Consider the following 14,342-nt stretch of genomic DNA (forward strand, 5'->3'; position numbering starts at 1 on the left):
GGCGGAAAGCAGAAACTGCCTTTTGCCGCAGGAGCATACCATGCCAAAATTTTTCCGAAAGATCACCCAAAAAATAAAAGGGCCATGGCCGGATACCGGTGCCGGTGCCCGCATGAACCTCAAGACCAGCCTGCTCTGCGGCGGTCTGGCCCTTGCGATCATGGGGCTTGCGGCCATCCGTGTGACCTACAGCCTGTATAACATCCAGATCCGGAACGGCGAGACCTACCGTCAGCTGGCGGCAAAGCAGCAGCTGCTGGATACCACCATCAAGGCGACCCGCGGCGAGATCTATGATACCTCCGGCATCACGCTGGCTTCCACCAGTGTGGTGTGGACCATCTGGGCCGACCCGGACAACAGCAAGATCCTGTACACCTCCACCGGCGAAGAGGACAACGAGGTGCGCACACTGGACCCCGCCATGTGCGCCGAGGTGAGCCGGGAGCTGACCCTGCGCCTGCTCTCCGGCGACGGTGAGAGTCTGGACGCGGTGGATACCTCGTCGGAGGCGTACCAGACCCAGTACCAGAAGATCTACGATGCACTTTCCAAAACCGACACCAGATATCAGGTGCTGGCCACCAAGGTGAACAACGCCGTCAAGCTGTCCATTGAATCGTATGTTTCGCAGTTCAATAAGGCGCACAAGCGTGCCAATGGCACATCCCGCAAGGGAAATATCTCGGTGGGCAGCGAGAAGAGCTTTCAGCGCAATTATCCCTACGGGGCATTTGCGGCGGCGGTGCTGGGCTTTACGGATGCCGACGGCATCGGCACCTACGGACTGGAAAAATCCTATCAGTCCACATTGGCCGGTGTGGACGGCCGCACCATCACCAAGCGCAATGCCTACAACAATGCCATTGCGGACGAGAATGCCACCACCTTTGCCGCCAAGGACGGCAGCAATCTGGTGCTTTCGCTGGATGTGAACGTGCAGGAGATCGTGGAGCGGTATCTGAACGAAGCTATTGCAGCCAACACGGTGGAGAACCGCGGCGCGGCTATCGTGATGAATGTCAAGACCGGTGCCATTCTGGCAATGGCCTCCAAGCCGGACTTTGACCCCAACGATCCGCTGGATTACAGTGCCAATCTGGATTATCTCAACGAGCTGGTGCACGCTGAGCCGGAGCTGTACGGCATCTACAAAAAGGATGAAAACGGCAACGAGCTCAAGGACGCAAATGGCAACCGCATTCTGGACGAGGAAGCGGACTATTCCGGCTACTTCCGGGATATCCAGTGGAAGAACAAGACCATCACCGAGCTGTATTACCCCGGAAGCGTGTTCAAGGTGATCACCTCGGCCATGGGCGTGGATTCCGGTCTGGCGAATATCAACACCACCTTTACCTGCGCCGGTGCCTACGGCGTGGCCAAGGAGACCTACCACTGTGCAGGCCACAAGGCCCACGGTACCATCAATCTGGCCGATGCCCTGCGCCAGAGCTGCAATATCTATTACATCCAGCTGGGCCAGAGGATTGGATCTCAGACGTTCTACAATTACTTTGACGCCTTTGGCTTCACCGACCGCACGGGCGTGGACCTGCCCAGCGAGACCGGTTTTATGCAGTACTACAAGGGCAGCCAGCTGGGCGAAGTGCAGCTGGCATCCTCGGCCTTTGGTCAGGCCATGGCGATCACCCCGCTGCAGATGTGCACGGCGGTGGCAGCAGCGGTCAACGGCGGCTATCTGGTCACGCCCCATGTCGTGGATAAGATCACCGATGCCAACGGCAACGTCATTGAGGAGATCGGCGCCAATGTCCGCCGTCAGGTGGTCAGCGAGAGCACCAGCAACGTGATCCGCCAGATCATGGAATATGAGGTGGGTGCCGGTACCGGCGGCGGCAAGTACGCCTATGTGTCCGGCTACCGCATCGGCGGCAAGTCCGGCACTTCCGAACAGCTGAACATGGACCGCCGCGCTGATGGCGACTACAAGAAGGTGGCATCCTTTGCCGCCGTGCTGCCCGCCGACGACCCGGAGATCATCGTCTATGTGATGCTGGATGACCCCAACAACGCCAGAACGGACTATTCGTCCCTGCTGGCGGCTCCCGTTGTGGGCAACATCATCAGCGAGATCGCGCCGTACCTTGGCATTGCCGCCGACGGCGAGGATCGCAGCCAGACGGTGGTCACGGTGCCGAATCTGGTGGGCACCGAGTGGAGCAGCGCACAGGTGCAGCTGAACATCAAGGGCCTCAAGCATCAGCTGGCCGAAAGCACAGCCAGTCAGGCGGCAGCAGCTGTTACCTACCAGTATCCCCATGCAGGTGCAAAGGTGGCCTATGGCACCACCGTGTATCTGTATACCGATACCTACGAGGGCAGCCATACCGAGGTGCCGGATGTGACCGGCAAGAGCGCGGACTTTGCCCGCCAGATGCTGTCCGCTGCCGGACTGAACTGCGTGGTAGAGGGGAATACAGGCGGCACGGTGCAGGCGCAGAGCGAGGAGCCCGGCTCCAGCGTGCAGCGCGGCACCATCGTGACCATTACCTGTGGGTAACAAGAACCCTCTCAGGCGCTTGCGCGCCAGCTCTCCCGAAGGGCGGGCTTTATGAGTGGGTACGGTAAAGTGAATCTTCTGAAGAACTGCACTTTATCGTAAGATGCAAAAGAGCTCCCCTTTCGGGGGAGGGTTTTACAAGATAAAAGAGAGGGGAAAGAACCAATGGAAAAAATTTCTGCAAGCAAGCTTCTGGCAGGGCTGGTGCCCGCGGGTTCCATCCCGGAAGAGGTACAGGTGGAGTCTGTGACCACCGACAGCCGCGAGGTGCGGCCCGGCTGCATCTTTGTGGCCTTCCCGGGCGAAAAATTTGACGGCCACGACTTTGCGGCAAAGGCACTGGAAAACGGTGCTGTTTACGTGGTGGTGAACCACCCGGTGGAGGGCGTTCCTGCAGAGAAGGCCATCCTCTGCCCGGACAGCTACCACGCGATGATGGTGATGGGCGCCAACTACCGCAGCCAGTATCACCCCAAGATGGTGGGTGTGACCGGCAGTGTGGGCAAGACCACCACCAAGCAGATGACCTATGCGGCCCTTGCCGGTTTTGGCGAGACCATCAAGACCGAGGGCAACCAGAACAACGAGCTGGGCATGCCCCGCACCCTGATGCGCATTGGCAGCAGCACCGAGTATGCGGTCATTGAAATGGGCATGAGCCATGCGGGCGAGATCGACCGTCTGGCCCGTGCCGCCCGTCCGGATGTGGGCATCATCACCTGTATCGGCGTGTCCCACATCGGGAATCTGGGCAGTCAGGAGAACATCTGCAAGGCAAAGCTGGAGATCTGCGCCGGCCTGCCCGAGGGCGCACCGCTGGTGCTGAACTATGACGATCCCTTCCTGCGCAAGGCAAAGCTGCCGGAACATGTGCGCCCGGTATGGTTCAGCCTGACGGACGAGAATGCGGACGTGTGTGCGCTGTCCATCCGGCAGGAGACTGACGGCATGAGCTTTGTGCTGGAAGATCAGGAAGAGGGCACCTTTGTGGTGCGGATCCCGGCCATGGGCAGGCACAATGTTGCCAATGCACTGGCTGCTTACTGCGCCGCCACCCGTCTGGGCTGCGACCCGCACGGCGTCATCAAGGGCCTTTCCAATTTTGAGCAGACCGGCCGCCGCCAGAAGGTGGTGCACAGCAAGGGCGTTACTGTCATTGAGGACTGCTACAATGCAAACCCCGACAGCATGAAGGCTGCCCTTGCCATGTTCAGGGAGTTTCCCTGCAAGCGCCGCTTTGCCCTGCTGGGCGATATGCTGGAGCTGGGCGAGCTTTCCCGCGAAGCCCATGAGGAGCTGGGCCGTCTGGCCGCAGAGAGCGATCTGTACTGCCTTGTGACCTACGGCGAAAATGCAAAGCGCACAGCTGTGGTGGCTGCGGCCAAGGGGGTCAAGACCCTGCATGCAAACAGCTACCGCGAAGCCGCGGACGCTCTGCTGGACCGCATGGAGCCTGGCGATGCACTGCTGGTGAAGGCCAGCCACGGCATGGCTCTGGAAAAAGTGCTGGAAATTTTCTACGCAGAGCAGAAAGATGCCGAAGAATAACATTTCGGCATGAATTTGGAGACTGAAAAATGATTCGTTTCGCCTTGATCGCCGCGTCGGTACTGGGTTTTGCACTGACGGCGGCGCTCGGCAATCTGATGGTGCCGCTGCTGCGGGAGCTGCAGCGCACGATGCGCGGCGCGCAGCCGGAACAGGAGACCGACCGGAAGGAACCGGAAGAGCCTGTGCCCACAATCGGCGGGCTGTGCCTGATGGTGGGCACGCTGGCTGCAGTGGGTGCTGGATGGCTGGCGGCATGTGCCGCGCAGCCCTCCCTGCTTGGCAGCGACCGGCAGATGATGTCCCGGCTGCTCATTGCGCTGCTGGGCACGTTTGCCTTTGGTGCTGTGGGCGTGGCAGATGATCTTGCGTGCATCCGCAGCCGTTCGGCGCTGGGCATGCGCCGTGCACCGCGCCTTGCGCTGGAAGCGGCTGCTGCGGCTCTGGTACTGGGACTGCTTGCCCTGAGCGGCTGCCTGCCTGCCGGGCTCGTCCTGCCGGGAGCAGGCTATATCCGGTTTGCTCCGGCGCCGCTGCTGTGGGGCGCACTGCTGGTGGCGCTGGCCGAAGCGGCCCGCGTGGCCGACGGCGCGGACGGCACGGTGTGCGGCACGGCCTTTGTGGCCATGCTGGGCCTGATGATGCTGGAAACGCAGCTGGGATGGTTCCCGCTGGCGGTGTTCCCGGCAGCGCTGGCCGGAGCACTGATGGCCTTTCTGCTGTGGGATTTCCCGCCGGCAAAGCTGCACCCCGGCAAATGCGGGTGTCTGTTTGCGGCGGGAGCCATCGGCTGTATCCCGCTGTGCATCGGCTATGCAGAGCTCAGCGTCCCGCTGGCGCTGCCCTTCTGGCTGGAAGGCGGCATGGTGGCGCTGCAGATCCTGTTTTACCGCCGCCGGGGCAGGCCGCTGTTCGCGGCTGCGCCGCTGCATCGCTGGCTGGAAAAGCGCGGCCTGAGCGCGGTGAATGTTTTTTACAGCCTGTGCGCCCTGAGCGTGTGCGGGCTGGCGCTGGCCGTGCGTCTGGCACGCTGGGCCTGAGCGCTTTATTCTGAAAAAACGAGGGGGAAGGGCAATGGAAGCCGCCCGCAGACAATACAGACAAAAAGAGACGACATGGGCCCCGCCGCTGCAGCGGGACCCGGGACCGTGGAGCCGGCTGGTGATCAACTGGATGGCAACGCTGGCGGTCATTATGGCGTTTGGCCTTGTGATGCTGTACAGCGCAAGCTACACCACCGGCTACCTGCGCATGGGCGACAGCCTGCACTACATCAAGCAGCAGATCCTCTGCATGGCCATTGGCATCGGATGCATGGCAGCCATGAGCTATGTGGATCACCGCTTTCTGCGCTGGGCGTGCAAGCCGTGTTACTGGATTGTGCTGCTCATGCTGGCAGCTACGCTGGCCTTTCCGCCGCTGAACGGCTGCCGCCGCTGGATCCGTCTGGGAGGACTGACCCTGCAGACCTCTGAGGTGGCTAAGTTTGAGATGATCCTGCTCACGGCGCATCTGGCGTCCAGTGCACCGCAGATCGGGCGGTTCCGTCCGTCCCTGAAAGAAAAGGTCCGGCTGAAGGACTGGCTGTTCATCCGCATCGTGCGGCAGATGATCCTGCCGGTGCTGCCGCTGGTACCGGTGCTGGTGCTGCTGATCATGGAACCGCACATGTCCGGCATCCTGCTGACCACCGCCATCGTGGGCACCATCCTGATGATGAGCGGCAGCGGCGGCATCATTACATGGGCAGGAGCAGGCACTGCGGCGCTGCTGCTGGAAACACTGCTGACCCATGTGAACTCGATTGAGTACCTGCAAAAACGCCTGAAAACATGGTCGGACGATCTGGAAAAACTGAACCCCCAGACCAAACAGAGCCTGTACGCCATTGGCTCCGGCGGCCTGAAGGGCCTTGGCCTTGGCAACAGCGTGGAAAAGCAGCTCTGGCTGCCGGAGAGCACCAACGACTTTATCTTCAGCGTGGTATGCGAGGAGCTGGGCTTCATCGGGGCCACGCTCATCATCGTGCTGTTTATCCTGTTCATCGTGCAGGGCCTGCTGATCGCCTACAAGGCCGAGAATCAGTTCTGCACCATGGTGGGCATCGGCATTATGGCACAGATTGCATGGCAGGTGTTCTGCAACATCGCCGTTGTCACCAATACCATCCCGAACACCGGCATCAGCCTGCCCTTCTTTTCGTCCGGCGGCACCAGCCTGATCCTGCTGCTGGCAGAAATGGGCGTGATGGTGAACATTGGACGCAACGGAGAACGAGCGGCCCAGCAGCGGGCTGCAGACCACGCCCGGCGGGAGGCAGAACGTGCGGCGCAGGAGGCCGAACGGGCCAGCAGGACCATCAATCTGGAGGATGCCCGCCGTGCACAGAACGGGAAATGAGAGGCTCCGGGCAAAGGCCGGACACATATAGGAGGAGATCAGTATGCGAGTTCTTATCGCTGCCGGCGGCACTGCCGGCCATATCAACCCGGCACTTGCCATTGCAGGTGCCATCAAAAAGGCAGATCCTTCTGCCGAGATCCACTTTGCCGGCCGCAGGGAGGGCATGGAGTACCGTCTGGTGGGGCAGGCGGGCTATCCGTTCCACCACATCGAGATCACCGGTTTCCAGCGCAGACTGTCGCTGAACAACATCAGGCGCAACATCGTCACCCTGTGGAATCTGGCCCTTTCCGGCCCCAAGGCAAAGAAGATCATGAGGGAAGTCCGGCCCGATCTCGTGATCGGCTGCGGCGGCTATGTGTCCGGCCCGGTGGTGCGCTGTGCTGCAAAAATGGGCATCCATACCGCCATCCATGAACAGAACGCCTTTCCGGGCGTGACCAATAAGCTGCTGGCACCGGATGTGGACATCGTGTTCGCCGCTGTGCCCGCCGCTGTGGAAAAGCTGGGAGCACCCGATAAGACCATCGTGGTGGGCAACCCGGTGCGCCCGGAGGTGTTCACAAAGGCAAAGGAGCGGGATGCCATCCGTGCCGAGCTTGGCGCAGGCGACCGCACCGTGGTGCTTTCCTTCGGCGGCAGTCTGGGCGCACGCCGCGTCAATGAGGTGGTGGCCGACCTGTGCGCATGGGAGCAGCAGGAGCACAAGCCGGTGCTGCATCTGCATGCCACCGGTCAGTACGGCGTACAGCTGTTCAAGGATCTGGAAAAGGAAAAGAACTTTGCCGAGGGCAGCAGCCTTGTGGTGAAGGAATACATCAACAACATGCCGGAGCTGCTGGCAGCGGCAGACCTTGTCATCAGCCGTGCCGGTGCGCTGACGCTGGCCGAGCTGGAGGCCGTGGGCCGCGCTGCGGTGCTCATCCCCAGCCCCAATGTGGCAGAGAACCATCAGTATTTCAACGCGATGGAGCTGCAGAAGGCCGGTGCCGCCGTGGTCATTGAGGAAAAAGACCTGACGGGCGAAAAGCTGGTGGGCACCGTCGCTGATCTGCTGGCACAGCCCGGTAAGCTGGACGAGATGGGTAGAAATGCGCGCAGCCTGTCGGTAGACGACAGTCTGGACCGTATTGCCGCTGCCCTGATGAAACTGGTGCAGAAGCACTGACGAGGAAAAAACGGAAAGGAGGTGCACGCCATGCAGCGATCCGGTGGAAACAACGGCAATATCTACGACCTGCGGAAGGATCTGCAGCGTCCTCAGGCACCTTCACAAAAAAAGGAGACCTCCGGCAGCACCGACAGCCGCTATGGCTTTAATGGTGAGCCGCTGAGCTTTGCGCCGGACCGGACGTCCAACGGCACCGTCCGGCGGACCCGGACGGACAACAGCATCGAGTTTCCCACCCAGCCGCGCCGCACAGCCCAGAGCAGTGCCCCGCGCACCCGCAGTCAGGGCCAGAACCGCAGCGCACCGCGTTCCCGCCCTGCGTCTGCAGGCCGGAACAGCTCCGGCACGGCCCGCAGGCCCCAGCAGCGCAGGCCCCAGAGCCAGCAGACTGGGCAGACGTCAGACAGAGCCGCCCGCCAGCGCTACAAAAATCAGCGCCTGCGCCCGGCGCAGCAACAGCAGGTCCGGGACCCGGTGCGGCGGGAAAAACGCAAGAAACGCCGCCTGACCCGCGCCGCGCTGAAACGGCGGCGGATGATGCGGCGTCTGATGGCCTTTGTGACTCTGCTGGCCGTGATCGCCGCCGGTGTTTACCTGACCATGACCATGCTGTTCAAGATCGGCACCATTCAGGTGCAGACGGAGGACGGCACTGTGGTGCAGGAGGCGGGCGGCTATTCCAGCAGCGAGATCATTCAGGCGCTGGGTGTAGCGCCGGAGGAAAATATCTTCAGCTTTGACCCCGGCGAAAAGGAGGCGGCGCTGGAACGCCAATTCCCTCTGCTGGAATCCATCAGGGTGGTGCGGGATTATCCCAACACGGTGGTGGTGCAGGTGACGGAAGCGGTGCCTGCCTACGCCATGCAGACCCAAAGCGGGTGGCTGACCCTCTCGGATCAGTTCAAAGAAATCCTGGCCAGCGGGTCGGCCCAGCCGGAGGAACTCAAGACCCTGTACGGCGGTGAGGCGAAAACGACTGCCCCCGGCGAGCAGCTGAGCTTTGCGGCAGAGGATGCCGCCGACAGCACGGCAGCGTCGGACAGCGCAGCAGCCAGCAGCCCGGAGGAAGCGGACAAAAAGATGGAGACCCTGACGGCGCTGCAGGCAAAGCTGGAGGAATATGAACTGCTGGATGATGTGACCCGCATGGAATTTGCGGACACCGATCAGGTGGCATTTTTGTATCAGGATCGGGTCAGCGTGCTGCTTGGCACCCTGAACGATCTGGATTATAAGCTGGACCGCGCACGCTATGTGCTGACCAATGCCGACGGAAAGGGCTGTGCCCCTACCGACACCGGCAGGCTGGATTTCAGCCATGTGAGCGCAGGCAGCACCCGCAAAATTTATTTTGCACAGGGAGAGCCGACCCTGCCTTCCGGCTATGTGGTGCCGGAACCGGAGGAACCGGCCCAGACCGAGGAACCGTCTGCCGATGATACCACGGCAGACGGCGCAGAGGATGCCGCAGCCCAGCCTGCGGGCGATACGGCTGCAGCGGAGGAAACGCCGCTGACCGACCCCGCCCGCATGACCGCCAACGAGACCCAGGACCCCATGTGAGAATACGACCGTTTGAGGAGTGAGCAGCAATGAAACTGGAACAGTTACTGGAAGGTGTGCCCTTTACTCTGGTGCAGGGCAGCCTGAATACGGAAATTTCGGATATCATCTATGACAGCCGCAAGGCAGCCCCGGGGCTTGCATTCGTGTGCATCGTGGGCACCCAGCGCGACAGCCACGAGTTCGCCGCCGACTGTGCCGCAAAGGGAGTCAGCGCGCTGGTCATCCAGCACGACATCGACCTTTCCGCCCTGCCGGATGTGACCGTGGTCAAGGTGGAGAGCAGCCGCTATGCCATGGCGCTGATGAGCGCCAATCTTTTCGGCAACCCGTCCCGCCAGATGACCATGATCGGCGTTACCGGCACCAAGGGCAAGACCACCACCACCCACATGATCAAGAGCGTGCTGGAAGCAGCGGGCCGCAAGGTGGGCATGATCGGCACCAATGGCATCTACTACATGGGCTGCCACAAGGAGACGGCCAACACCACCCCCGAAAGCTACGAGCTGCAGAAGACCTTTCGGGAGTTTCTGGATGCAGGCTGTGATACTGCGCTGATGGAGGTGTCCAGTCAGGGCCTGATGATGGACCGCGTGGCGGGCGTGCACTACGATGTGGGCGTGTTCACCAACCTTTCGCCGGATCACATCGGCCCCGGTGAGCACAAGACCTTTGAGGAGTACCGCAGCTGGAAGGGCCAGCTGTTCAAGCGCTGCGACGTGGGCGTGGTGAACATTGACGATGAGAACACCGAAGCCCTGCTGGAAGGCCATACCTGCAAACTGGTCACCTATGGCCGTGATGAAAAGGCCGACTACCGCGAGACCGGTTATGAGCTGCTGCGCACCCATGATTTTCTGGGCGTTAAATTCCATGTGACCGGCAAGGACGAAATGGACGTCAAGGTGAATATGCCCGGTGAGTTCAGCGTGTACAACGCGCTGGCAGCTCTGGCGGTGGGCAAGGTGCTGGGGCTGCCGGATCAGGCGATCCACGACGGCCTTGGCAAATGCGTGGTCAAGGGCCGGGTGGAGCTGGTGCCCATCAGCAAAAAGTTCACCATCCTGCTGGATTACGCCCACAACGAGGTGTCCACAGAAAGCCTGCTCACCACTCTGCGGGCCTACAAGCCCCACCGTCTGGTGGTGGTGTTCGGCTGCGGCGGCAACCGCTCCAAGCTGCGCCGCTACGGCATGGGCGAGATCTGCGCCAAAATGGCCGATTTCTCCATCCTCACCGAGGACAACAACCGCTTTGAAAAGGTGGAGGACATCCTTGCCGATATCCGCATGGGTATGAACAAGGGCAACCCGGACGCAAAGTTCGTGGAGATCCCCGACCGTCTGGATGCGCTGCACTACGCAGTGGATCACGCGCAGGAGGGCGACCTGATCGCCGTCATCGGCAAGGGCCATGAGACCTACCGTGACCGCGAGGGCGTCAAGACGCCGTTCCTGGAGCGGGAGCTGCTGGAAGAGTACGCACAGCAGATCGGGCTGGAATAAGCAGATAAAAACAAAATGAACGGCCTGACCTCCTGAAAAGAAAGTGTCAGGCCGTTCATTTTATGGTGAATAAACGGAGAAAAAGCAGAAGTTACTTCAGGTCGTCCGGTTTCATGATGATCCAGGAGATGACGAAGGAGACGACAAAGCCCAGAGCTGCAACGATGCAGGCATTCATAAAGTTATAGGGGTTATCCAGACCGATGAACACAGGCAGGGTGGGCAGGCCCGGAGCACCCTTGGCGTAGCGCACCACGTGGGTGATGCCGCCGTAGAAGCCGCCCACGGCACCGCCGATACAGGTGGCGGCCAGAGCCTTTTTATTGCGGGCAGTAAAGCCGTACAGGGCGGGCTCGGTAATGCCGCACACAGCGGTGATACCGGCAGACATGGCCAGAGACTTGGTCTTGGCATCTTTGCTCTTGAGCGCAGTGACGATGGTGGCGGCACCCTGTGCAATGTTGCTGGCCAGCATACCGGGTCCGAACAGAGCGCTGGAACCGGTCTGGGCAATCTGCATGGTCTCCAGCGTACCCACGGAGCGGTGCATACCCACGAACACCAGAAACGGCGTGGTGGCACCGATCAGGGTGGGAACGAGCCATGCGGCCGTGGTGTCCAGAACTTCCACTAAACGCATCAACACTTCACCCAGCTCTGCTCCGATGGGGCCCAGCAGGAACAGGCCCACCGGGAAGGTGATGAGAAGGGTGAGCATGGGCTCCAGAATGGCTTTGACGGCCTTGGGCGAAATTTTACGGGAAAATTTTTCCACATAGGACATGAACCACACGGTCAGCAGGGTGGGGAACACGGTGGAAGAATAGTTGTACAGCACCAGCGGGATGCCAAAGAAAGTGACGGACTCACCGGCAGCAACAAAGGCCGTGTAGGTGGGGTGCACGAACATGGCGGCAATGGCGGCGGCAATGAACTTGTTGCAGCCAAAGTAGGTAGCCGAGGTCACACCCAGATAAACAGGCAGAAAGTAGAAGATGGTATCCGAAACATAGTTGATGATCTGGTACTCGGTGCTTTTTTTGGAGACGATGCTCAGGGCAACCAGCACGGCCAACACGGCCTTGATCATGCCGGCGGCGGTAAAGGCGGGCACCAGCGGGGTGAACATCTGGCTGCAGGCATCAAAGAAGCGGCCCACGATGCCAGGCTTCTTGGCGCTCTTGGCGGGGGCGGCAGCCAGGTCTTCCGGGTGGTCGTCGCCGGTCACGGCACCGCTGGCCTTGCGCTCGTCCACCAGCTTGGAGACGATGTTGTAGACGTCCGGCGCATCAGAACCAATGATGATCTGGGTCTGGGTGCCTACCTGCATCACCTTGATGACACCGGGCACCTTGGAAAGCTCATCCTGTTTCAGTTTGTTGATATCGTTCAGTGTAAAACGCAGACGGGTGGCACAGTGCGAAACGGACTGGATGTTTTCTGCACCGCCAACAAGTTCGATACACCGTTCAGCAAGTTCATTCATAAAAGTTCCTCCTTTTCATGCATAGAACATTCGACTTGCCGATACTGATCTTGCCTACTGAAAGTAACAATTCTGGATATCAAGTAAAAATCATCCGCAATGACTGCTGTTTCCGGCGGGTATGGGGGTCAGTCGTTCACCTCCTTCAGAACACCTTCCGGATAAAGCGGCTTGACATTGCGGTCAAACCATTGGTTGACGGGAGTCAGCGCCTCGTAAGGCATCAGGGTCTGGGGCCTGCCCGAAAGGCGGTAAAAACAGGGAAAGGTCATTTCGATCAGGGAAAAAGGCTTGCCCTCCATCTGGTTTTGCAGCCCTCGGCGGACATACTGCCGCAGCTGCATGAGCTCGGTGGTATTCCGCACACTGCTGCGGGCCACAAAGGAAGCGGCACTGTGTTGCGACATATACTCGGCAATGTGGCTCTCGCCGCCGGTTAAGGTGGTAATGGTCGGGTCGCTCTCAAACCAGTTCAGGGTATTGATGAAGGTGATACTCTCATCCGTCAGGGCCTTGAAGCGGCTCTCGTTCAGGGCGGTGGAGTGCACCTTGGAGCTGCTGCAGATAATAACCACCAGCTTTTCCGGATGCGCTTTTTTGTAGGCCAGGCCATCGGCGTAAAAATCCTCGGTGGTGTAATCGTGGGATTCCACAAGCAGGTTCACGTCGGCAGCTTTCTTTTTGAACAGCACCACCCGGGCCTGCACGCCAAGCTCGCAGATGGCATCGGCCAGCGCTTTGGCAAGGCTGCCCAGATAGCAGCCGCTGTGCGGCGGGATATGCTGTTTGTCCAGCAAGGCATAACCGTTCTGGTGGCCCGGCAGATGCATGGCGGCAGCGGTGCAGGCCTGCTCACACAGGCCGCAGCCCACGCACCGGGCCGCATCGGTGAGCTGTGCATAGCGCACGCCACGGGCATTACAGTCGGCTGCAGCAGAAAGCTGAAGCAGCCCGCGGAGGCAGTAGGCCAGACAGTTGCCGCAGCCGGTGCACTGGTCTTTTTCAATCTGAATGCTCATACGGAATGCTCCTTATGAATGGCCCGCAGCATATTGGCGATGTGCAGGGCGAGGTAGCCTTTTTCTTCACTGTTGATGGCGACCGAAAAATTTGTGTGGATGGTATCGTCGCAGCGCTGGATGCAGCCCTGCAGGTCGGGATATTTTTCGATCAGCAGGTCGTACACCAGCGAATCGGGGCTGTCGGACAGTTCGTCGTCGTGGATGCGTGCGGCCAGAAAGTTCAGGTGGGTCAGAAAGCGGTGGTAATACAGGCTGCTGCGGTTCAGGGTGACGTGGTAGTAATCCTCCACGTTCTGCACCATTTTTTCCTGAAACAGCAGGCGGTACTTGCCGTCACCGCGGTAGCCCTTGCCCTGACAGTTGATGTAGTGCAGCATGATATAACCGGCTTCGTCCGGGCTCAGGCGCACACCGGTGCGCTCTTCGATCAGATCCAGCCCCCGCCGTGCAATGGCGTATTCCACCGGATAGATGCCCACGATTTGCGGCAGAATGTCCAGTGGCACATCCAGTCCCTCTTTTTTATTAAAAACCGCATTGCTGATGTGGTCGGAAAGGCTGATAAGCATGATATCGTTTAGTTTGGTCTGCAACTCTTTTTCGAACAGGGCTGTGATCTCGCTGGCAAGGTCGATGTAAACAGAGTCGATATCTTCCACGAGGTTGGTCAGAAACTTGCGCTCTTGGCCGCTGGCAGACCGAAATACCCGAAGCACTTGATTAGCCGGGATGGCATCGCCGCGCTTTTTGCCAAATCCGATGGCTTTGCCGAACAGAATGACCTCATCGCCAGAGGCATCGGCAGAAAAAACGATATTGTTATTGATTAGCTTGGAAATGATGTATGTCTGCGCCGCCATGCTGTCCCCCTCATTTCACCAAAAGAAAAAAGACCAGTACCATAATGAACAAACGTCATTAGATACTGATCTTGCCTTTGCAGTAACAATTCTGGTAATCTAGGTATACTCAGAATAACACGGCGCAGTGCATTTGTAAAGTGAAAAACAAAAAATTGGCGTTTTGTGGTAAAGAAAACGCCGATTTTTAGGCAAAATGCAGTTTGGAAAGACAGATTGAAATGCAAAAAATAACGCCGTGTCGAATGTTCAGACAC

Annotated in this window: 10 protein-coding genes; 7 read left to right on the top strand and 3 right to left on the bottom strand. The window is 59.6% G+C overall.

The genetic code is table 11. From position 1 onward, the window contains the following. Nucleotides 1-40 precede the first annotated feature (40 nt). The 7 genes from ACKXF7_RS06240 to ACKXF7_RS06270 all read left to right on the top strand — a co-directional run bounded on the left by ACKXF7_RS06240 (nt 41) and on the right by ACKXF7_RS06270 (nt 10,717). Complete coding sequence (locus ACKXF7_RS06240; protein WP_423742435.1) at nt 41-2,524, top strand: penicillin-binding transpeptidase domain-containing protein; 2,484 nt, start codon at nt 41-43, stop codon at nt 2,522-2,524. Nucleotides 2,525-2,689: 165 nt separating this feature from the next. Then, nucleotides 2,690-4,072, top strand: coding sequence for a UDP-N-acetylmuramoyl-tripeptide--D-alanyl-D-alanine ligase (locus ACKXF7_RS06245; protein ID WP_423742436.1), 1,383 nt, complete (start codon nt 2,690-2,692; stop codon nt 4,070-4,072). Nucleotides 4,073-4,101: 29 nt separating this feature from the next. Further along, on the top strand, nt 4,102-5,112 hold the full coding sequence (locus ACKXF7_RS06250; RefSeq protein WP_423742437.1) for a glycosyl transferase family 4: 1,011 nt from the start codon (nt 4,102-4,104) through the stop codon (nt 5,110-5,112). A gap of 121 nt (nt 5,113-5,233) precedes the next feature. Further along, a complete protein-coding gene (locus tag ACKXF7_RS06255; RefSeq protein WP_423742438.1) occupies nt 5,234-6,472 on the top strand; it encodes an FtsW/RodA/SpoVE family cell cycle protein in 1,239 nt (412 codons plus the stop codon). A gap of 43 nt (nt 6,473-6,515) precedes the next feature. After that, the gene (gene murG / locus ACKXF7_RS06260) at nt 6,516-7,643 is read left to right on the top strand and encodes an undecaprenyldiphospho-muramoylpentapeptide beta-N-acetylglucosaminyltransferase (RefSeq protein ID WP_423742439.1); all 1,128 of its coding nucleotides are present in this window, start codon (nt 6,516-6,518) and stop codon (nt 7,641-7,643) included. Between the two features lie 30 nt (nt 7,644-7,673). Further along, nucleotides 7,674-9,209 carry a cell division protein FtsQ/DivIB gene (locus ACKXF7_RS06265; protein ID WP_423742441.1) on the top strand — a complete coding sequence of 512 codons (1,536 nt, stop codon included), beginning with the start codon at nt 7,674-7,676 and terminating at the stop codon, nt 9,207-9,209. A gap of 29 nt (nt 9,210-9,238) precedes the next feature. Continuing rightward, nucleotides 9,239-10,717, top strand: coding sequence for a UDP-N-acetylmuramoyl-L-alanyl-D-glutamate--2,6-diaminopimelate ligase (locus ACKXF7_RS06270; RefSeq protein WP_423742442.1), 1,479 nt, complete (start codon nt 9,239-9,241; stop codon nt 10,715-10,717). A 91-nt stretch (nt 10,718-10,808) separates the two neighbouring features. Here ACKXF7_RS06270 and ACKXF7_RS06275 read toward each other — a convergent pair whose 3' ends face one another. The 3 genes from ACKXF7_RS06275 to ACKXF7_RS06285 form a co-directional block, all read right to left on the bottom strand. Beyond that, nucleotides 10,809-12,203, bottom strand: coding sequence for a PTS transporter subunit EIIC (locus tag ACKXF7_RS06275; RefSeq protein WP_423742443.1), 1,395 nt, complete (start codon nt 12,201-12,203; stop codon nt 10,809-10,811). A 128-nt stretch (nt 12,204-12,331) separates the two neighbouring features. Continuing rightward, nucleotides 12,332-13,222 carry an indolepyruvate ferredoxin oxidoreductase subunit alpha gene (locus ACKXF7_RS06280; RefSeq protein ID WP_423742444.1) on the bottom strand — a complete coding sequence of 297 codons (891 nt, stop codon included), beginning with the start codon at nt 13,220-13,222 and terminating at the stop codon, nt 12,332-12,334. Then, entirely contained in the window at nt 13,219-14,085 is an 867-nt protein-coding gene (locus ACKXF7_RS06285) for a PRD domain-containing protein (protein WP_423742445.1), read from the bottom strand. Before ACKXF7_RS06285 ends, ACKXF7_RS06280 begins: the two co-directional genes overlap by 4 nt. Between the last annotated feature and the right edge of the window lie 257 nt (nt 14,086-14,342).

The sequence above is a fragment of the Faecalibacterium sp. 7 genome, assembly GCF_049562865.1.
Lineage (GTDB): Bacteria > Bacillota > Clostridia > Oscillospirales > Ruminococcaceae > Faecalibacterium > Faecalibacterium wellingii.